General features: G+C 73.3%; 15 protein-coding genes. 2 read left to right on the top strand and 13 right to left on the bottom strand.

What is annotated here, in order from left to right; translation table 11 throughout:
* Nucleotides 1-5: 5 nt before the first annotated feature.
* On the top strand, nucleotides 6-440 hold the full coding sequence (locus Sru02f_RS23210) for a hypothetical protein (RefSeq protein WP_003971824.1): 435 nt from the start codon (nucleotides 6-8) through the stop codon (nucleotides 438-440).
* Between the two features lie 23 nt (nucleotides 441-463).
* Here the strand turns inward: Sru02f_RS23210 and Sru02f_RS23205 are convergent, their stop codons facing one another.
* The 12 genes from Sru02f_RS23205 to Sru02f_RS23150 all read right to left on the bottom strand — a co-directional run bounded on the left by Sru02f_RS23205 (nucleotide 464) and on the right by Sru02f_RS23150 (nucleotide 18,881).
* Nucleotides 464-2,710 carry an FUSC family protein gene (locus Sru02f_RS23205; protein WP_167469232.1) on the bottom strand — a complete coding sequence of 749 codons (2,247 nt, stop codon included), beginning with the start codon at nucleotides 2,708-2,710 and terminating at the stop codon, nucleotides 464-466.
* Between the two features lie 134 nt (nucleotides 2,711-2,844).
* A complete protein-coding gene (locus Sru02f_RS23200; protein WP_164273044.1) occupies nucleotides 2,845-4,221 on the bottom strand; it encodes an NAD(P)/FAD-dependent oxidoreductase in 1,377 nt (458 codons plus the stop codon).
* 210 nt (nucleotides 4,222-4,431) lie between these two features.
* On the bottom strand, nucleotides 4,432-6,174 hold the full coding sequence (locus Sru02f_RS23195) for a PP2C family protein-serine/threonine phosphatase (protein WP_109028944.1): 1,743 nt from the start codon (nucleotides 6,172-6,174) through the stop codon (nucleotides 4,432-4,434).
* Complete coding sequence (locus Sru02f_RS23190) at nucleotides 6,171-7,235, bottom strand: ATP-binding SpoIIE family protein phosphatase (protein ID WP_373103527.1); 1,065 nt, start codon at nucleotides 7,233-7,235, stop codon at nucleotides 6,171-6,173. Before Sru02f_RS23190 ends, Sru02f_RS23195 begins: the two co-directional genes overlap by 4 nt.
* Complete coding sequence (locus Sru02f_RS23185) at nucleotides 7,235-7,675, bottom strand: anti-sigma regulatory factor (RefSeq protein ID WP_109028946.1); 441 nt, start codon at nucleotides 7,673-7,675, stop codon at nucleotides 7,235-7,237. The genes Sru02f_RS23190 and Sru02f_RS23185 overlap by 1 nt, the downstream gene beginning before the upstream one ends.
* A complete protein-coding gene (locus tag Sru02f_RS23180) occupies nucleotides 7,675-8,106 on the bottom strand; it encodes an STAS domain-containing protein (RefSeq protein ID WP_109028947.1) in 432 nt (143 codons plus the stop codon). Before Sru02f_RS23180 ends, Sru02f_RS23185 begins: the two co-directional genes overlap by 1 nt.
* Complete coding sequence (locus Sru02f_RS23175; RefSeq protein WP_109028948.1) at nucleotides 8,103-9,002, bottom strand: STAS domain-containing protein; 900 nt, start codon at nucleotides 9,000-9,002, stop codon at nucleotides 8,103-8,105. Before Sru02f_RS23175 ends, Sru02f_RS23180 begins: the two co-directional genes overlap by 4 nt.
* A 160-nt stretch (nucleotides 9,003-9,162) precedes the next feature.
* On the bottom strand, nucleotides 9,163-9,555 hold the full coding sequence (locus Sru02f_RS23170; RefSeq protein ID WP_109028997.1) for an STAS domain-containing protein: 393 nt from the start codon (nucleotides 9,553-9,555) through the stop codon (nucleotides 9,163-9,165).
* Nucleotides 9,556-9,672: 117 nt separating this feature from the next.
* Entirely contained in the window at nucleotides 9,673-12,147 is a 2,475-nt protein-coding gene (locus tag Sru02f_RS23165; protein ID WP_109028949.1) for a SpoIIE family protein phosphatase, read from the bottom strand.
* The gene (locus Sru02f_RS23160) at nucleotides 12,144-16,139 is read right to left on the bottom strand and encodes a HAMP domain-containing protein (RefSeq protein ID WP_109028950.1); all 3,996 of its coding nucleotides are present in this window, start codon (nucleotides 16,137-16,139) and stop codon (nucleotides 12,144-12,146) included. Before Sru02f_RS23160 ends, Sru02f_RS23165 begins: the two co-directional genes overlap by 4 nt.
* A gap of 269 nt (nucleotides 16,140-16,408) precedes the next feature.
* Entirely contained in the window at nucleotides 16,409-16,843 is a 435-nt protein-coding gene (locus Sru02f_RS23155; RefSeq protein ID WP_003971813.1) for an ATP-binding protein, read from the bottom strand.
* 130 nt (nucleotides 16,844-16,973) lie between these two features.
* Nucleotides 16,974-18,881, bottom strand: a complete 1,908-nt coding sequence (locus Sru02f_RS23150; RefSeq protein WP_109028951.1) for an AMP-dependent synthetase/ligase — start codon at nucleotides 18,879-18,881, stop codon at nucleotides 16,974-16,976.
* Nucleotides 18,882-19,035: 154 nt separating this feature from the next.
* On the opposite strand from Sru02f_RS23150, the gene Sru02f_RS23145 reads away from it, so the two are divergent.
* Nucleotides 19,036-19,272: a DUF6480 family protein gene (locus Sru02f_RS23145; protein WP_109028952.1), complete on the top strand. Its 237-nt coding sequence runs from the start codon at nucleotides 19,036-19,038 to the stop codon at nucleotides 19,270-19,272.
* A gap of 25 nt (nucleotides 19,273-19,297) precedes the next feature.
* On the opposite strand, the gene Sru02f_RS23140 is transcribed toward Sru02f_RS23145, so the two are convergent.
* Nucleotides 19,298-20,389, bottom strand: coding sequence for a glutamate--cysteine ligase (locus tag Sru02f_RS23140; RefSeq protein WP_109028953.1), 1,092 nt, complete (start codon nucleotides 20,387-20,389; stop codon nucleotides 19,298-19,300).
* Nucleotides 20,390-20,402 lie beyond the last annotated feature (13 nt).

The following is a 20,402-nucleotide window of genomic DNA, read 5'->3' as shown; positions in this document are numbered from 1 at the left end:
GGCGAATGAACGAACACGAGATTCCTCCGCCGGACGGACGTCCCGTGGACGTCTACCTCGACCTGCTGCGCGTGCGCATGGCCAGCGACGACTACCAGCTGCTGCTCAGCGTGGTGGAACCGGTCCTCCAGGCGATCGACGAGCAGCAGATGCCGACCATCGACTTCTCGCTCGACGGGGACAGCGCCGAGGCGCTGCCCCAGGAGATCAGGGACGAGGCCGCACTGGTCATCGCCACCGCCGTCACCGGACGCCTCGACAACGAGGTCGTCGAGATCAGCACCGACGAGACCGGCCCGGTCCGGGTCGTCACCGACGCGACCACCGCCTCCGACCCCGAACGACTCGGCGAGATCGCCGACTACCTCAAGGAACGCCACCAGCAGAACGAGGAGCTGCGCGGAATCGCCGAGGCGAGCGGTCTGCCCAGCGACTTCTGACCCTCACCACCAGGGCGGGACCGTCACCGCTGCGGCGCCCCGACGGTCACGCCCAGCGGCCGGGCGAGGCCGACCACCGCCTCGTCCAGCCGCTCCAGGTGCCGCAGCACCCGGCCCGTGATACGGCCGTACCGCGGTACTCCGGCGGCGTCCGGCTCCAGCAGCGAGGCGATGCTCGGCCCCGTCTCCACCCGCGTCCCGGCGTTCTCGTCCGCGACATGGGCGGCGATCGCCTCGATGTTGCGCACCGTGCGCCGCACCGCGCCGCGCAGCCGCGGGTCGGCCGCGATCGACGGATGGGTGGGCAGCAGCTCGGCCGTCGCCGCCAGCGACCGCGCGTGATAGGCGCAGGTCTCCAGCAGCGCCACCACGTAACGGGCCGTGTCCCGTCGGGCCCGCAGTGGCGTGATCGGATGGGTCAGCGGCTGGGTGGCGGCCCGCAGGTCGCCCAGGGCCTGGTCCAGCTCCCGCGCGGTGTCCAGCAGGTCCGCCTCGGGTCCGCCGCTGAGCTGGTCGACGGCACCCTCCGTGACGTCGGTGAGCCGCTCCAGCACCGTGCCGAGGAGTTCGTTCGTCCGCCGGTCGGTGCGTATCGGCAGCACCAGCGCCGCCGCCACGATCCCGCAGGCCGCGCCGAGCGCCGTCTCCTCCACCCGCAGCAGCAGCACCGACATGCTGTACGTGTGCAGCAGCGTGTACAGCAGCCCGAGCATCGCGGTGACGAAGAACGACATCAGCGTGTAGGACAGCGGCGCCGTGTAGAACATCGCGAAGATCAGCACCAGCACCAGCCCGAACGCGGTCCAGGTGTGGTTGCCCACCAGACCGGCCAGCACGATGCCCGCCACCACGCCCAGCACCGTACCGAGCAGCCGGCGGTATCCCTTGACCAGGATCTCGCCGGTCGACGCGGTGTTGATGAAGACGATCCAGCAGGTGAGCACCGCCCAGTACCAGCGCTGCGAGGACAGGAACTCGCCGCCCACGATCGCCAGCGAGGACCCCACGGCCACCTGCACCGCGGCGCGCGTGGTGGGCCGCCGCAGCCCGGTCTGCTCCTCCTCCTCGGCCGCCTCCTCACCGGCGTCGATGGCCGCGTCCTCGGCGTCCAGCTCCTCCCGGGAACGTGCGGTGGCCGGTGAGTCGTCGGACTCGTCCTGCGGCCCGTCCAGCGCGATCCTCAGGCCCATGACCGCGCGCGCCGTCTCACCGACGCCGCGGAACACGTCCTGGACGGCCGCGGTCGCCTCCGGCAGGTTCTCCTCGTCGCGGTAGCCGAGCAGCCGGTTGCGCAGGTGGGACAGGGCCGTACCGCGCGCCTCCGCGGGCGGCCGCAGCACCAGGGTGCGCAGCGCCGTCAGATCGCGGCGCAGCAGCTCGGTGGCCTCGCCCGGAGCGGGGGAGTGGCCCACCGCGGGAGCGGGCGCACCCGGCAGATGCAGCGTGAGGGTGTCGGCCCGCTCGGCGCTGCGCGCGGTCAGCAGCAGCAGACCGAGGCGCTCGGCGGCGATCTCGGCGTCCGCGATGCGCCGCTGCACCAGGCGTGCCGTGGACGCGTCGGGTGTGCCCTCGTCCAGCCGGGACTGGATCAGCAGAGCCGTCTCGTGCAGGCGCGCGGTGCCCTCGCGCAGGCGCTCCAGCGTCTTGTCGATGTCGTCGGGACCGGCGTCCAGCAACTCGATCTGGGTGGCGATCAGCTGGGCCAGCCGGGCCCGGAAGGCCTGCCGCAGCAGACCGAGGATGCGCGCCGGCGTCGCCGGGACCACCCCGAAGCGCACCACCGCGCTGGACGCGAACGCCACGGCCACGGCGGCCCACAGCCCGGGCAGCCCGGACACCTTGCCGCCGACGAACAGCGACACGAAGTAGACCTGGAAGCCGATCAGCCCGAGCGCGGTGCCCCGGTCGCCGAACCGGCGGACGAAGACCGCCGAGAAGATCAGGACGACGAAGAAGGCGTCCCCGACGACGACCCACGACGCCAGCAGCGTGCTCAGCGAGACCGAGGCCAGGGCGACGGGCAGCCCCAGCGCCAGCGTGACCGCCTGCGGGCCCGGTTCCTTCTCCCGAATGGCGAAGGTCGCGACCATCGCCGCCATGGCGCCCGCGACCAGATGCTTCACGTCCACGCCGAAGACGGCGAGCACGCCCAGCGTCAGCGCGATGGCGCCCACCGTCCGCAAACCCGCCGTCAGCCGCAACAGACCCGGGTCGGACGCGGCGACGCGGTCGCGCAGCCGTGTCCGCGCCGAGCGTCCCGCTGCCTTCACGCCGCCGTACACTCTCCCGATTCACAGCCGGCCCTCACAGCCGGTTCCAGCCACGTCCCGGCCGGTTCACGCCGAGATCCACTTCTCAGCATGTCATGCCCCGGTCCGTCACGGGAGACGGGGGCGGGTGGGGGTCACGGCTTCGCCCGGTCCGCCTCCGCGACCCGCTCCCGCACCTGTTCCGGTGTCAGATACGCGTCGGTGTACTCGAAGTCCTTCAGCTTGGCGGGCTTGCGGGCCTGGAAACCGGTGCGGACGAAATCGTCGCCGGCGACCGCGTTGAGCGCCCAGTTGGCCGCCACCCGGGCCTTGGCCACGCCCGTGCGCAGCGCCGACCAGTGGTAGCCGCGGGCCACCGCCTGCGCGGGCAGGCCCGTCAGCTCGACCCCGAGCGGCTTGGAGACCGCGTCGGCGCCGCCGAGGTCGACGACGAGGCCCAGGTCCTTGTGGACGTACGGCCGCATCGGCTGGTTGCGCAGGGTGGCGATGAGGTTCTCGGCGACGTGCCGCCCCTGCCGCATCGCGTGCTGGGCGGTGGGCGGGCAGACGGCACCCTCCTGGCCCTTGGCGAGGTCGGGCACGGCCGCGGAGTCGCCCAGCGCGAACACCCCGTCGTGGTTCGGCAGGCACATCTCGGCGGTGACCGCGAGCCGCCCCTTGACCGTCTCCGCGCCCAGCGTCGCCATCAGCGGGCTCGCCACCACGCCCGCCGTCCAGATCAGCGTGCGGGTGGGCACCACCCGGCCGTCCGTGAAGGTGACCTCCTCGGGCGCGGCCTTGGCGATGGACACGCCCAGCGAGATGTCGATGCCGCGCCGGGTCAGGATCTGCTGCGCGTCGCGGCCGAGCTTCTCGCCCAGCTCCGGCATCAGCTTCGGCGCGATGTCGATCAGGTGCCACTTGATCAGCGCCGGGTCCAGCCGGTTGTAGCGCTTGACGGCCGCGTGCGTCAGCCGCTGCAGGCATGCCGCCGTCTCGGTGCCCGCGTAGCCGCCGCCCACGACCACGAACTGCAGCCGGGAGGCCCGCTCCACGGGGTCCTGGCTGGCGTCGGCGAGGTCCAGCTGGGAGATGACGTGGTCGCGGATGTACGCGGCCTCCGCCAGGGTCTTCATGCCGAACGCGTTGTCGGTGAGCCCCGGGATGTCGAAGGTGCGGGTGATGCTGCCGGGCGCCAGCACGATGTAGTCGTAGGGCTCGTTGACGATCCGGTCGGTGATGGTGCGCACCACGCAGACCTTCGCCTCGAGGTCCACCCCGATGGCGCCGCCCGGAATGATGCGGGTCCGGTAGCGGCTGCTGCGGCGCAGGGAGAGCGCGATCGACTGGGGCGTGAGCACCCCGGCGGCGACGTGCGGCAGCAGGGGCAGATAGAGCTGGTAGGAGAACGGCGTCACCAGGGTGACGTCGGCCTCGTCGGGGGAGAGCCGCCGCTCCAGACGACGGACGCACTCCACGCCGGCGAAACCTGCGCCGACCACCAGGATCCTGGGTCGTGTCACGGTGTTCATCCCTTTCTGCGGCTCCGGGGCGGTCTGCCGCGAACGCCGTTCGCCTGCCCGTGGATCGCCGCTTCGCACCTCGTCCATGCCACCGCGCCCGCACCGCTTCGGCCAGCCGGGTGCGGCAGGCAGGCGACACGTCCTGATCACCACCATGCCCCGCCCGGGCCCGCGGCGCACCGGGCGGGAGCGAACCGCTCGGAACTTTTTTCCCGGGGATCAGCCCGTACCGCGCAGGTGACACAGCAGCAGGCACACGTCGTCGTCCCGTTCGGAGTCGCTGAGCATCGGACGCAGGATCCCGTCGGCCGAGCCCTCCAGGTCCGTGTCCAGCTCCGCCGGACCGAACGACCCGAGCGCGTCCGCCAGCCGCGCGATGCCCGGGTCTATGCCGCGGGCGCGGCGCTCCACCAGACCGTCCGTGTACAGGGCGAGCGTCGAACCGGGCGCCATCGGCACCGTGTGGTCCGCGATCTCCTGGTGCATCGGGATGCCGAGCATCGCACCGGGTTTGGCGTCCAAAGTGCGGACCGCGCCGTCCGGGGTACGCAGCACCGGCGGCGGATGCCCCGCGGCCGCCCATGTCACCGTCGGGTCGTCGGGGTGGAAGCGGGCGATGACCGCGGTGGCGAACAGGTCGGGCTGCAGGTGGTGCAGGAAGGTGTGCAGCCGGGTCAGCAACTGCCCGGGGCTGCCCCCGTCGACCGCGTACGCGCGCAGGGCGGTGCGCAGCTGACTCATCATCACGGCCGCCCGCAGCCCGTGCCCGGTGACGTCCCCGACCACGGCGATGACACCGCCGTCGGGCTGCCGGAAGGCGTCGTACCAGTCGCCGCCGATGTTCAGCCCGTGGGTGGCCGGAAGATAGCGCGCCGCCAGGGCGAGCCCGGGCGGGGCCGGCAGCTCGGTCAGCAGGGCCCGTTGAAGCGTCTCGGCGATGTCGCGGTTGTGCTGGTAGCGCTGGGCGTGGTCGATCGCGATGCTGGCCCGCCGGGTCAGCTCCACCAGCATCACGGCGTCGTCCGGGTCCCAGCGGTCCCCGGGCGGGGACAGGGTCACCACGCCCAGCGGAGCCTGCCGCGTCGGCAGCGGAATGCACAGCAGCGGCCGGTCCGGGGCCAGCGCCGAGGGCGGCTGGTCGTCGACGCCGGGCAGCCCGCCGGGGTGCGCGGCGGCGTACTGCGGGCGACCGGTGCGGGCGGCGACCACCGCGGCCGCCGCGTGGGCGGGGCCCGGCCGGTCGCCGTCCTGGTCGAACAGCCAGATGTCCACCCCGGTCGCGTACTCCGGCACCAGCAGCTCCGGCAGCCGGCGCACGATCTCGTGGTGGTCGAGCGACGCCGTCAGCACCGCGCTCGCGTCCGCGAGGAACGTCAGCCTGCGCCGGGCGTGCTCCGCCTCCGTACGCGCCTTGCGCTCGGCGGCGAACGCCTCGCGCTGGGCCCGCCCGGCGGCGTCCAGTTCGGCGTGCAGCGCCACCACGCCCTGGTTCGTCTGCTGGAGCTCCTCCCGGTGGAAGTCGACCAGGCCCTCCTGCTCGGTGAGCCGCTCCAGGACCAGCGCCGTGTCCTCGTCGGCACCCAGCAGGGCCTGAGCCAGCTCCGCCGGGTCGTCCGCCACGGCGCCCGCGTCGGCGACGGCGCCGACGTCGTCCGCCTCGGGACACGGCACCGTCACCCGCCACGGCGGCTGACCGGCGGCAGCGGCCTCGGGCGACGGCGTCACCACGGCGTGCAGCACGCGCTCCGCGGCCTGCGGAGCGGTCCGGGAGACCGTCCCCGTCTCCAGGGCGAGCCGCCAGGTGCCGCCCTTGGTCAGGCACAGCCGCAGCTGTGCGCCGAGGGACGCCGTCAGCCGGGCACGTTCCACGGGTGGCACGCCGAAGGCCGCCGCCAGGCGAGCGGCGGCGACGCGTGCCACCGCCGCGTCGGTGACGTCGCTGATCTGCCAGGTACGGGTCATGGGCCATCCGGCGGGGTCGGGGCCAGCACGGCGACGGCGGTGTCGTCCCGCACGGGCCGCGCCGAGCTGCTGGCGTCACGGATCGTGACGGCGGCGGTCACCGCCGGGTCGGTCGTGGTGCGGGAGGTGTCGGACGTCGGCGACCACCGGCTCGGCAGACCGTCGCTGTGCAGGACCAGCACCCGGTCGTCCGCCCAGGCCGTCCGCTCCTCGCGCAGCGTGGTGGGCCGGTGGGTGCCGACGATGCCGGGCAGCGACACCAGGTGTCGCCAGGTGCCGCCCTCGCACAACCGCGCCCCGATGTTGCCGACGCCGGCGAACCGGAGCACCGAGGCCCGCGCGTCGACCTGGGCCACCGCGACGGCGGCGCCGCGGGTGCCGGACAGCGCCCGGTCCAGTCGCCCCACCGCCTCGCCGGGCGGCAGGTGGGCCGAGGTGCGCAGTGCCTCCACGGCGGCGGTCGAGGCACGGGCGGCCTCCGGACCGTGGCCCAGACCGTCGGCCAGCATCAGCGTGACGAGGTCCCCGTCCCGGACCCAGGCCCAGGCGTCGCCCGAGTACTCCGCACCCCCGAACGGGACGTTCACCGCGCCGGCCCGCAACCGCGCCGCCGGCTCGGGGTCGGCGGCGCGGGCCTCGGACACGCCGATCCGGGCGACCACCACCGTGCCCCGGCCGGGTGCACTGTGCAGGTCGAAGTCGTCGGCGACGCGCGCACAGGTGCCGAGGCCCGCGCCGAGGGAGCCGGCGGTGGTGGTGAATCCGTCGCGCAGCGCGGCGGACACGTCGGCGATCCCCGGACCGTGGTCGACCGTCGTGACCTGCACGCGCGGCCTCGGCTCCCGGTCGGCCGTGAGGATGGGAGGGGCGACCACGTCGACGACGACCCGGCCGCCCGCGGCGTGCTTGAGCAGGTTGGTGGCCAGCTCGGTCGCCACCAGCGCCGCCGCCGACGTCCGCTGCTCGTCGAGACCGGCCGCGGCCGCCGCGTGCTCGGCGGCCACCCGGGCGTCCCGCACCCGGGTCGAGTCGTGCACCGGGACGTCCCACACGCGGGGCATCAGGACTCCTCACGCGGGCGTGGCGGCCGGCCCACCCAGGACGTCACCCGCACGGTCGTCCCGGAGCCCGGGGCGCTCTCGATCGCGAACTCGTGCACCAGCCGCCGCGCGCCGCCCAGCCCCATGCCGAGGCCGTCGCCGGACGTGAACCCGTCGCTGAGCGCCTGCTCCACGTCCGGGATACCGGGCCCCTCGTCGCTGAAGGTCAGCCGCAGCCCGTGCGTGGTCCCCTCCACGATCGACTCCGTCTCCATGGTGCCGCCACCGCCGTACACGAGCGTGTTGCGGGCCAGCTCACTGGCCGCCGTGACCAGCTTGGTCTGGTCCACCAGGCCGAAACCGAGCTGGGCGGCGGCCTGGCGCACATGCTGTCGCACCCATACCAGATCCATGTCCGAACGGATCGGCAGGCGGGCCTGGGAGCCCGCGGCGGTGTGCATCACTGACTCTCCTGGCGCAGGCCGCCGAAGCGGGACGACGGGGCCTGCTGCCTGAGGAGCTCCATGGCCACCTCGGTACTGAGCGCGGTGTGCACGCCCGGCAGCGTCAGCCCCAGCTCCACCAGGGTGATGGCCACCGCGGGCCGCATCCCGACCAGCACCGTCCGCGCCGCCAGCAGACCGGTCTGCCCGGCGATCTCGGCCAGGACCCGGCCGAGGAAGGAGTCGACGATCTCCACGCCGGAGACGTCGATGACCACGCCGGTGGCGCCGCTGCGCACGATGGTCTCGGCGAGATCCTCCTGGAGCTGCTGCGCCGTGCTGTCGTGCAGGTCCCCCTGAAGGGTGACCAGCAGGATCTCACCGAGCCGGAGCACCGGTACATGCCCTGTCACCGGAGCCCCGTGGGGCCCGGGAAACGCCTGGCTCACCGCTCGACCGCACCGTTCGTGCCGGGCGTCACGATGCCGATCCCGAGCTGGTGCAGCACGTACCCCAGCGCGTCCGCGAGGCTCGCCCGGGTGACCACCGTGCCGAGATCCAGACCGAGGTGGACCATGGTCTGCGCGATCGCGGGCCGGATGCCCGAGACGATGCACTCGGCGCCCATGAGCCGGGCCGCCGCGACCGTCTTCATCAGGTGCTGCGCCACCAGCGAGTCGACGGTCGGCACGCCGGTGATGTCCAGGATCGCGTAGCGCGCCTGCTGCTCCACGATGGACTCCAGCAGGGTCTCCATCACCACCTGGCTGCGCGCGCTGTCCAGCGTGCCGATCAGCGGAACGGCCACGATGCCGTCCCACAGCTTGATGACCGGCGTGGCCACCTCCAGCAACTGCAGCCGCTGGCGGTCGATGAGCGCCTGCCCCTCGCTGAGCGCCGTCTGCATCACCACGACCCGCAGGGTGCCCATCAGGACGTTCAGGGTGGTGACACAGTCCCGGACGTGTTCGGCCGGAGCCTGGTCGGGCAGGGCGGCCACCAGCAGGTTCTCGACGGGCGGACGCAGCGTGGCCAGCTCGCTCGACACCTGCGCGGTGCTCAGCCCGGCGCGCGAGCGGGCCGCGCCCATCCGGGCCAACTGCTCGCGCACCGCCGTGAATCCGGCCGCGTCCGGGTCCTCGACCCGCGCCGCGTCCGCGACTTGGGCCAGCGCGTCCACGACGGCCTTGGCCGCCTCGACCGCCTCGTCGCGCGAGACGGTGAACACGGCCCGGAACAAGGGCTCGTCCGACCATCGCTGGGCGATCTGCTCGCGGTGGCGCCGCAGAAAGTCCCTGACCTCGCGCGTCGGCGCTCCCGCCGTTCCCTCCGCCTGTTCCGGCACCTGTCCCACTCCTCATCCGCGTTGCGCCGAACCCCACCCCGACCGGGACGGTGGGCCGGCGGTGTGACCCAGCCGGTCGACAACTCTAACCACCCGCCGACCTGGCGCGTCACCCGCTTCCGCACGACCGGTACGGGGCGGGACGCGGACGCGCGGCGGCTCAGGCGTCGGGAATCCGCGGACCCCCCGGCTGGGCGTCCACCCGGGCGAGGGCCTCTTCGAGGTTCTCCGAGACCGGCACCGTGATGCTCACCCCCGTCAGGTCCAGGACGCGCAGCACCGCCGGGGCCGGCGAGATGATGTGCACGCTGCCGGGCAGTTCGCGGGCCTCCTGGTAGACCCGCAGGATGATGTTCATGCCGGACGAGTCCATGAACGGGACCGCCGACAGATCCAACAGGAAGTGCCTGCGGCCGTGGTGGAGCTGGTTGGCCAGATGGTGCTGGAACTCGGTTGCCGTGTCGACGTCCAGGTAACCCTCCACCTTGAGCAGCGCGACATCCTCCCGCGGCAGCGTCACCTCGACGGACAGCGGGTTCTGGGCTATGGGCACGTGTACCTCCAACAACGCGGCGGCGCGGCGGGCCGTCGTGTGGCCCACCGCGCCGGGCGGATACCCCCGGATCCCGACTCCACACCTGCCGGCCGGGCCCGTTCGTCCCGCCGTGCCTCACCCCACCCGGATGCCCACCAGACACGTGTCGTCGTCCGTGTCGGACCTGCTGTAGGTGAGCAGCCGGTCCAGATGCTGGTCCAGGGTGTTCGGCGTCGGACGCACCGTGCTCAGCAGCTGGGCCAGCGCCTCCTCCACCGGCCGGTCGCGGCGTTCGATCAGACCGTCGGTGTACATCAGCAGCGTGTCCCCGGCGGCCAGCTCCGCCTCCGCCTCCTCGTACGCCGCCTCCGCCACCGCCCCCAGCAGCATCCCCCTGACCAGCGGCAGCGGCTCCGCCCCCGGGCCCCGCACCAGCACCGGCGGCAGGTGGCCCGCCCTGGCCCAGCGCAGCGTGCGCCGGGCCGGGTCGTACAGGCCGCACACCGCCGTGGCGGTGACCCCGCCCGTCAGGTGGTGCGCCACGATGTTCAGCCAGGACAGCAGCTGGCCGGGACCGGCCCCGGTCACCGCGAGACCGCGCAGCGCGTTGCGCAGCACCACCATGCTGGTCGCCGCCTCTATCCCGTGCCCGGCGACGTCCCCCACGCACAGCAGCACCAGACCGCTCGGCAGCATCACCGCGTCGTACCAGTCGCCGCCCACCAGCTGCTCCGTCTCCGCGGGCCGGTACCGGACGGCCACCTGGAGGTCCGGCACCCGCAGCGGGGTCTGGGCGGGCGGCATGATGGCGTGCTGCAACTGAAGGGTGAGCCGGGCGCGTTCGACGGCCTGCTGCTCGGTGTGGGCCAGCTGGTCGCGGGTCGCGGCGAGCGCCACCTCCGTCCAGTGCTGGGCCGAGATGTCCTGGCAGGCGCCCCGGACCAGGAGCAGGCGGTCGTCGGTGTCCAGGACCGGCTCGGCCACCACCCGCACGTGCCGGGTCACCCCGTCGGGCCGCCGCAGCCGGAACGCCGCCGAGGCCGGGCGCCGGTGGTGCAGCAGCGTGCGCAGGAACCGCCCGATGGCCACGGCGTCGTCCGGGTGGGCGTGGGCGGCCAGTTCCTCCAGCGGCACCGGCGTGCTCGTGTGCGGGCGCCCGTACAGGTCGAACAGCTGCCCGTTCCAGGTGATCTCGCCGGTCAGCAGGTTCTCCTCGAAACCGCCGATGCGGCCGAGCCGCTGGGCGTGCTGGAGGAGGCTGGCCAGCCGGGCCGTCTCGTCCTCGATGCGCCAGATGAGCAGCACGGCGTTGCCGTGCCGGCTGACGCTGATGTCCGCGACCGCCGCCAGCGGCACCTGGTCCACCAGCGCGGTCAGGTTCAGGTGCCGGGCGCGGAACGGCTCGCCCGTGGCGTACACGCGCTCCACGTTCTGGAAAAGCTCGCTGTCCCCGGCCGCCATCGGATAGGCCTCGAGCAGCAGCGCACCGCCCACGACGGCACGCGGCCGTCCGGCCGGATCCATGAAGCGCTTGTTCACGTGCTGGATGCGGAAGTCCGCGAGCTGCCCCGCCGCGTCCAGGTGCGGCACCAGCACCAGGGCGGGGTCGTGCAGCCCGTCGGCCAGGTCCATCAGCTCCACCGCGTCCGGGATGACCCGCGGCTCCTGCCCGGGCCCGCGCGGCGGCGTGTACGACTCCAGGGTGTGTGCGCACAGCTCCGCCAGGGCCTCCACCTGACGGACCACCTGCGGGGGCTGCGGGGCCAGCGGCACCGGCCAGGCGATCTCCAGGACGCCGTGGATGCGCCCCCCGGTGCCGGCGGGCACGGCGACCCTGCCGCCCTCCGGGTACTGGTGCCGGCCCACGCTGGGCAGCCCCGTCCCGGCGAGGGACGCGAACCACTGCCCCGAGCGCTCCGTCAGTCCGCGCCGGGCCACCGTCGCCACGTCCGGCGGCACATAGCGCCAGCGGGCCGCCTCGGCGGGCGGGAACCCGGCGCTGCCCACCAGGGTGAGGGACCCGTCGTACCCGGCCGACCAGATGGCCACCGCCACCGCGCCGAGCGGGCGCAGCGCCTGCTCCAGCAGCGCGTCGGCGACGGCCTGGGTGTCGTCCGCGGCCAGTGCGCCGCTCTCGGCCGCCCGCAGGCGTACGGCGGCGGACTCGGCCACCGTCCCGCCCGGTTCCCCGGCGCCCGTGCCGTGCGGGTCGTCCGGGCCGTCCGGGTCGTCTTCGAAGGTGGTGGCCCGCACCGCGGCGGTGGCCGCGAGGAACGCGTCCGTCACCTCCGACACGCGGTCCCGGGCGGCCTGGTTGATCACGTCGACCGCGAACTCCAGCGGCGTCGCCCGGGACTGCTCGGCCAGCTCGGCGAGCTGCCGGGCGGCCTCGGCCGGGCCGCAGCCGAGCCGCGCGACCAGGATGCCCTTGGCCAGCTCGATCAGCGCCCGGCCCTCGGCCTCCGCCTGGGCGGCCCGCACCTCGCGGCTGAGCCGGTCCACCGTGGCCGCCAGTCGGCCCACGGGCGACAGCGGCGTCATGCCGACCGGGTCGGACAGGTCCCCTCGGACACCGCCGCCCGGCTCGCCGGGCCGCTCGGACACGCTCATGCGGGCAGCCACCGGCGGACGCAGGCGATCAGGTCCTTGGTGTCGACGGGTTTGGTGACGTAGTCGCTGGCACCCGAGGCCAGGCTCTTCTCCCGGTCGCCGGGCATGGCCTTCGCCGTGACCGCGATGATCGGCAGCTCGGCGTACCGCGGGATGCGGCGGATCTCGGCCGTCGCCGTGTAGCCGTCCATCTCCGGCATCATCACGTCCATCAGGACCAGCGCGACCTCCGGGTGGTCCACCAGCGCCTCGATGCCCCGGCGGCCGTTCTCCGCGTGCAGCACCCGGAAGCCGTGCAGCTCCAGGATCCCGCTGAGCGCGAACAGGTTGCGGGCGTCGTCGTCGACGACGAGGACGGTGCGCCCGGCGGGCGGCCCCTGACCGGCCCGCGGGTCCGGACGCGGCGGCTCCTCCGGCCGCACCAGGGACAGCACGTCCCCGGGTTCCTCGGCGGCCAGATGCAGTGCGATGCGCTCGCGCAGCTCGTCGAGGCCGGCCAGGAACTCCAGGGTCCCGCCGGCCGCGCGCGAGCGCAGGTCCTCCGCCACGGCGGCGTCCGCCCGGTGACCGCTGTGCACGAGCACCGGCACGCTCGCCAGCGCCGAGTCGCCCCGCAACGCCCGCAGGAAGCGGGACGCCTCGTCGTCCGGCATGCCCAGCTCCAGGACGACGCAGTGGCACGGCTCGGCGGCCAGGGCTCCGGCGGCCTCCTCGGCGCCCACCGCCGTGATGACGTCGAGCGGGGGCCGGTCGCCCGCGTCGTCCCGCCCGTGCGTCAGGTCGGCGACCACGCTCTCCGCGACGAGGGTCAGCAGACCGCGCGGCCGCTCCTCCACGACGAGCAGGCGCCGGGGCCGCCGGCGGTGGCCGCCGGTCAGCTCGGCCACCGGTGCCGGACGGTCGAGGACGTCGGACGACGCGTCGGCCGGGAGGTGCTCGGGGGCGCGGGCCAGCAGGTCCTCGAAGTCGGGCCGGGCCACCGGCAGGTAGAGCGTGAAGGTGCTGCCCCGGTCGGGCGTGCTGTCCACCGTGACGGCGCCGCCGAGGAGCTGGGCGATCTCCCGCGTGATGGACAGGCCGAGACCGGTGCCGCCGTACTTGCGGCTCGTCGTGCCGTCCGCCTGCTGGAAGGCGCCGAAGATCGACTCCAGGTTCTGCTCGGGGATGCCGATACCCGTGTCCTTGACCCGGAAGGCCACCACGGGACCGCCCCGCACCACGCCCCCGGGCACCTCGTCGTCCGGTGCCGGTTCGACGGCCAGCTCCACGCCGCCCCGCTCGGTGAACTTCACCGCGTTCGACAGCAGGTTGCGCAGCACCTGCCGCAGCCGGGAGTCGTCGGTCAGCAGGTCCGCCGGTGCCCCGGGGGCCGTCACGACCGTGAACTCCAGCCCCTTCTGGCTCGTCATGGGCCGGAAGGTGGCCTCGACGTACTCGATGAGCTGGCGCAGCGTCACGCGCTCGGGGGAGACGTCCATCTTCCCGGCCTCGACCTTCGACAGGTCCAGGATGTCGTTGATCAGCTGCAGCAGGTCCGAGCCCGCCGAGTGGATGATGCCCGCGTACTCGACCTGCTTCGGGGTGAGGTTGCGCGAGGGGTTCTGGGCGAGCAACTGGGCCAGGATGAGCAGGCTGTTGAGCGGGGTGCGCAGCTCGTGGCTCATGTTGGCCAGGAACTCCGACTTGTACTTCGAGGCCAGCGACAGCTGCTGGGCGCGTGCCTCCAGCTCCTGCCTGGCCTGCTCGATCTGCAGGTTCTTCGCCTCGATGTCCCGGTTCTGCGCCGCGAGCAGGGAGGCCTTGTCCTCCAGCTCCGCGTTGGAGTGCTGCAGTTCCTCCTGCTGGGTCTGCAGCTCCGCGGAGCGGGCCTGGAGCTCGCCGGTCAGCCGCTGCGACTCGGTGAGGAGTTCGTCGGTACGGGCGTTGGCCACGATCGTGTTGACGTTGACGCCGATGGTCTCCATCAGCATTTCCAGGAAGTCCTGGTTGATCTGGCTGAAGGCGGCGACCGAGGCCAGCTCGATGACCCCGAGGACCTGCCCCTCGACCACGATGGGCAGCAGCACCAGCGCGGCCGGGACCACTTCGCCGAGCCCCGAGGAGATGGTCAGGTAGCCCGGCGGGAGCTCGTTCACCATGATGGTGCGCCGGCTGCGCGCGGCCTGACCGACCAAGGTGCGGCCGAAGGCGATACGGGTGGGTCTGGCCGTGTCCTCCGGGTAGCCGTAGGAGCCGACGAGCCGCAGCTCCGGACCGTCGTCCCCGTCCTCGGCCAGGTAGAAGGCGCCGTACTGGGCCGACACCAGCGGCACCAGCTCGTCCATGATCAGCTCGGCGACGACGGGCAGGTCCCGGTGCCCCTGCATCAGGCCGGAGATGCGGGCGAGGTTGGTCTTGAGCCAGTCCTGCTCCTGGTTGGCCCGCGTGGTCTCGCGCAGGGACTCCACCATGGCGTTGATGTTGTCACCCAGCTCGGCGACCTCGCCGGACGCCTCCACGGTGACCGACCGGGTCAGGTCGCCCTCGGCGACGGCGGAGGTGACCTCGGCGATCGCGCGGACCTGGCGGGTGAGGTTGCCGGCCAGTTCGTTGACGTTCTCCGTGAGGCGCTTCCAGGTGCCGGAGACGCCCTCCACCTCGGCCTGGCCGCCGAGCCGGCCCTCGGTACCGACCTCGCGGGCCACGCGGGTGACCTCGTCGGCGAAGGCGGAGAGCTGGTCGACCATGGTGTTGATGGTCGTCTTGAGTTCGAGGATCTCGCCGCGGGCGTCGACGTCGATCTTCTTGGACAGGTCGCCCCGGGCCACCGCGGTCGTCACCAGGGCGATGTTGCGCACCTGGTTGGTGAGGTTGTTGGCCATCGAGTTGACGTTGTCGGTGAGGTCCTTCCAGGTCCCGGCGACGTTCGGCACGTTCGCCTGGCCGCCGAGCCGCCCGTCGGTGCCGACCTCGCGGGCGACGCGGGTGACCTCGTCGGCGAACGCCGACAGCGTGTCGACCATGGTGTTGATCACGTCGGCCAGCGCCGCGACCTCGCCCTCGGCGTCCACGGTGATCCGCTGCGACAGGTCGCCCCGGGCCACGGCGGTGGCCACCTGGGCGATGGAGCGGACCTGACCGGTCAGGTTCGACGCCATCACGTTGACGTTGTCGGTGAGGTCCTTCCAGGTCCCCGACACCCCGCGCACCCGGGCCTGCCCGCCCAGGTTCCCGGCCGTGCCGACCTCGCGGGCGACGCGGGTGACCTCGTCGGCGAAGGCGGAGAGCTGGTCGACCATGGTGTTGATGGTGTTCTTCAGCTCCAGGATCTCGCCGCGGGCGTCCACGGTGATCTTCTGGGAGAGGTCGCCCTTGGCGACGGCGGTGGCCACCTGGGCGACGTTGCGGACCTGGTTGGTCAGGTTGCCCGCCATGAAGTTCACCGAGTCGGTGAGGTCGCGCCAGGTGCCCCGGACGCCCTGGACGTCGGCCTGGCCGCCGAGCCGTCCGTCGGTGCCGACCTCGCGGGCGACGCGGGTGACCTCGTCGGCGAAGGCGGAGAGCTGGTCGACCATGGTGTTGATGGTGTTCTTCAGCTCCAGGATCTCGCCGCGGGCGTCCACGTCGATCTTCTGGGAGAGGTCCCCCCTGGCGACCGCCGTGGCCACCTGGGCGATGTCACGGACCTGGCTGGTGAGGTTGCCCGCCATGGCGTTGACCGAGTCCGTCAGGTCGGCCCAGGTGCCCGAGACCCCCGGCACCCGCGCCTGCCCGCCCAGGGCGCCCTCCGTGCCGACCTCGCGGGAGACCCGCGTGACCTCGGAGGTGAACACGGACAACTGGTCCACCATGCCGTTGAAGACCTTGGCGATGTCGCCCATCAGCCCGTCCGCGTCGTCCGGCAGACGGGTGCCGAAGTCGCCGTCCCGCACGGCCGTCAGGCCGGCCAGGAGACGGCGCAGTTCCTGATCGCCCGGAACCGCGTCGACCGGTCCCGTGCTGTCGCTGGTCATGCGCACCCTCGTTCCGCTCCCCGGGGTCCTCGCGGCGAGGACCCACCACCCCCTGCCGGACCGTTCGGGCGGCCCGGCCTCCCGTGCCCGCGTTCTCGCAGTTCACGGATTCGCCCCCAGGAGAAAAATACGCCAGAGGCTAACCCAGGTCCCCGGCGCGGACAAAGCGATGTGTCACCCGGCCGAACGCCTACCCCCGTACGGGTCACGCCCGGCCCGTACGGATCGCCGTCCACGACGACGACGGGTGGTGCCCCGGCGGCCGTCCGTCACCAGGGCAGGAAGACGTGGATGTCCTTGCCCCGTTCCCCGGTGACGACGCTCACCTGGTCGGACAGGGTGTGGATCAGGTGCCAGCCGATGCCGCCGCCGCCCTTGCTCGGATGGAAGGGGCGCGGCGCGGGCTCCGTCGTGTTGGTGTCGTGCATCACCACGTGGACGCCGTCGAAGGTCCGCCGCAGCCGCAGTTGGAACGGCCCCGGAGCGTACTGCACGGCGTTGGCCGCCAGCTCCGTGACGACGAGGAGGATGTCGTCCCAGTGCTCGGGCGCCGCGGGCGGCGCCGCACGGGCGAGGTCGTGGAGGAACTCCTCCGCGACCAGCCGCGCACCGGTCACATTGTGCAACTCCCCGGTGAAGCTGGCGGTGCGGTTCGTGATCTCCTCGGAAGCCAGTGTCCTGTCCCAACGCGACTCGGCTGCCATTGCGCCTTCCCGGCCCGGCACGGGCCGGGCGTCGTTCCTTCTCCTTCGCATCCCCTTCGTCTGTAAGTTCCCGTGCGGGCCGAACCTAGTCGCGCCGGTGTGCCGGGCCGGGGACGGGCCGGGCGCCGGTTCAGCGGAGGAACACGTTGTCCGCGTCCTCCCAGCCGGCCGGCTCCTGGGGCGGCGGCGTCGGCCGGCGGTGGGACCGCGCCTCGTACATGGCGTCGATCTCCAGGGAGTAGGTCCGTACGATCTCGTCCCGCCGGAGCTTCATCGACGGGGTGAGCAGCCCGCCCGCCACGTCGAAGGGCTGGGGAAGGACCCGGAAGACCCGGATGGACTCCGAACGCGACACCGCGCTGTTGGCCGCGGCCACCGCCCGCGCGACCTCCTCCCGCAGCGCGTTCTCCTCCCGGGCCTCCCGGGCCGGAGTGTCGCCGGGCAGGGCCAGGGACGCCCGCCAGTGCGTCAGGAACTCCGGGTCGAGCGTGATCAGCGCACCGACGCAGGGCCGGTTGTCGCCGACCAGCACCGCCTGGTGGACCAGCGGGTGCATCCGCAGCCGCTGCTCCAGGGCGGCCGGGGCCACGCTCTTGCCGCCGCTGGTGATGATCACGTCCTTCTTGCGGCCGGTGATCGCCAGGTAGTTCTCGTCGTCCAGGTGCCCGAGGTCGCCGGTGGCCAGCCAGCCGCCGCGCAGCACCTCGCGGGTGGCGGTCCCGTCGCCGACGTACCCCTGGAACAGCGACGGCCCGCGTACCAGGATCTCCCCGTCGTCGGCCACCCGGATCTCCGTGCCGGGCAGCGGCTGCCCGACGGTGCCCGACTTCTCCCGGCCCAGTGGCTGCATCGTCAGCCCGCCGCTGGTCTCCGTCAGCCCGTAGCCGTCGTGCACGTGGACGCCGATGCCCTCGTAGAAGAGGGCGAGCTCGCGGCTGAGCGGCGAACCGCCCGACGTGGCCCGGGTCACCCGGCCGCCCAGCTCGGTGCGCAGCCGCCGGTACACCGTCCGCTCGTACAGGGCGTGCTGGAGGCGCAGGTCGAATCCGGGCCCGGTTCCCCGGCCCAGGCGCCGGCGCTCCAGCGCCGTGGCGTAGTCGCGCGCCGTGGCCGCGGCCCGCTCGAACAGGGCACCGTGTCCCGCCTGCTGGGCCGTGCGCAGGAAATTCTTGTAGATCTTCTCCAGGACCGACGGGACGGCGTACAGATACGTCGGCCGGAAGGAGCGCAGGGCCGAGGAGAGCGCCTCCCCGGTCAGCGCCGGCTCGTGGGCCATCAGGAACCCGCCGCGGACGCAGAGGTTCTGGATCATCAGCCCGTACACGTGCGAGAAGGGCAGGTAGGCGAGGACCGCGCCCTGCTCTCCCGGCGGCGCGGCCGTGTGACCCCAGCCGGCGAGCAGGGTGTCGCACGGGGCGGCCAGGCCGCGGTGGCTCAGCGCACAGCCCAGCGCGCGGCCTGAGGTGCCCGAGGTGTAGGCCACCACGGCCGTGGCCTCCGGCAGCACGATGCGGCGCATGGAGTCGACCGTGGCGGACGGGAGGAACGCGCCGCGCGCCACCAGCGTGTCCAGCGCGCCCGCGTCCAGCTGCCAGACGTGGCGCAGCGCGGGCAGCGACGCGCACACCGAGCCGACGGTCATCACGTTCTGCTCGTCCTCGACCAGCACGCCCACGCAGCCCGCGTCCCGCAGGATCCACTCGACCTGGTCGCGCGAGGAGGTCGGGTAGATCGGCACCACCTCGGCGCCCACCGTCCACAGGGCGTAGCTGAAGACCGTCCACTCGTACCGGGTGCGGGCCAGGATCGCCACCCGGTCGCCCGGCGTGATCCCGCTCGCGATCAGGCCCTTGGCCAGGTCGACCACCTCGTCGCGGAACTCCACCGCGGTCACCTCGTCCCACGCCGTGGAGCCGGGGCCGCGGCGCCGGGCGAGCATCGGCAGGGTCGGCGTGCGGGCGGCCGTCTCGAAGAGGCTGTCGGCGAGGGAGCCGGTCAGCGGCGGGACGGTCCGGGGAGCGAGTGCGGGGTCGTGCATGCGCCGGCTCCTGACGTGTACGGACGGTGACGTCGCCGACGAACACCGTGGTCGACGGTGCTCGGAGGCTAGCCCAGCCGCAGGCGGCGGGGGACCCGGACGGCAGAAGTGTTCCCACCCGGTGATCTCGGCCCGATCGGGGGACTCGGGGGCCATGAGCTATGTGAATCCGGATCCCGAACCCCGACTCAGCACCGGCCTGGAGCCGGGCGGCGGCGTGCCGCCCGGGGAGACGCCGCCGGCGGAGAGCAGCATGCCCGAGGCAGGCCCGCAGGACCTGCTCAGCAATCCGGCCAAGGGCTGGGCCAAGGGGCCGATGGCCCTGATCCTCGCGGTCGTGGTGGTCTTCGCGGTGGGCCTGCTGGGCTACGCCCTCGCCCTGATCTACTGATGTCTCGAACCCCCTGAGGACGGGTTCAGGCCGCCTGAGTGCGGCGCACGCACGCGGCGACGACCTCCCGCAGGCTGCCGGTGCGGGCCAGCAGCTCGCGCTGGACCCGGGCGCCGTTGCCGTGCCGCAGCAACTCCTCGACACCCTCGCGCACCCGTTCCAGGTCGCCCGCGGCCGCGAGGGCCTCCCCGGCATGCTCCAGCAGGTCCCGTACGACCGTCTCGGCCGGCATCCGCCGCATCGTCGCCGGGTGGAGCAGCTCACTCGTCAGCCCGGACCGGGCGGCCCGCCAGGCCGCGAGGCGGAGCAGGCTCACACTGTGCTCGGCCGGTTCCGCGCCCGCGCGCCACCCCCGCGCCGCCGTGTCGACCAGCGCGCGGGCGAGCGCGGCCAGGACGACCGCGGTGGAGGCGTCCAGGCAGACGTCGGCGACCCGGAACTCGACCGTCGGATACCGCTGGGAGAGCCGGACGTCGAAGTAGACCATCCCGTCGTCCAGCATCGTCCCGGTGGCGAGCATGTCCGCGACCCTGCGGTGGTAGCTCTCCGCCGAGCCGAACAGCTCCGTGGGACCGGCCGACGGCCAGCGCTGCCAGACCCGGCTGCGGTAGCTGCTGTACGAGGAGTCCCGGCCCTGCCAGAACGGCGAGTTCGCACTCAGCGCGGTCAGCACCGGCAGCCAGGGCCGCACCCGGTCGATCACCGCGACGCCCTCCTCGTCGGAGTCGACCGAGACGTGCACATGACACCCCAGGACCAGCTGCTCGTGGACCACGACGCCGTACTGCTCGGCCATCCACTCGTAGCGCCGGTTCACGCCGATGGAGGGCGTCACCGGCAGCGGTGAGGTGGCGAGCGCGGCGACGGCACACCCGATCCCGCCGGCATGCCGCCCGGCCTCCCCGCGGCAGCGGACGATCTCGGCGTGCAGCCGCTCCATGTCCGCCTGCGGATGCGTGGCGAACTCGAGCATCTGCTCGTGCAGCTCCTTCTCGAAGACGTCCTGCTCCGAGTCGTCGAGGAAGGCCCGGGCGAGTACGGCGGCGGACAGCGCCCGCGGCTCACCGGTCGCGGGATCGACCAGGAGGAGCTCCTCCTCCACTCCGACGGTGCGCACGTGATGCCGCCTC

This window comes from Streptomyces rubrogriseus (assembly GCF_027947575.1).
Classification (GTDB): domain Bacteria; phylum Actinomycetota; class Actinomycetes; order Streptomycetales; family Streptomycetaceae; genus Streptomyces; species Streptomyces rubrogriseus.
The sequence above is the reverse complement of the archived record's forward strand: the minus strand, read 5'-3'. Positions and strand labels throughout refer to the sequence as shown.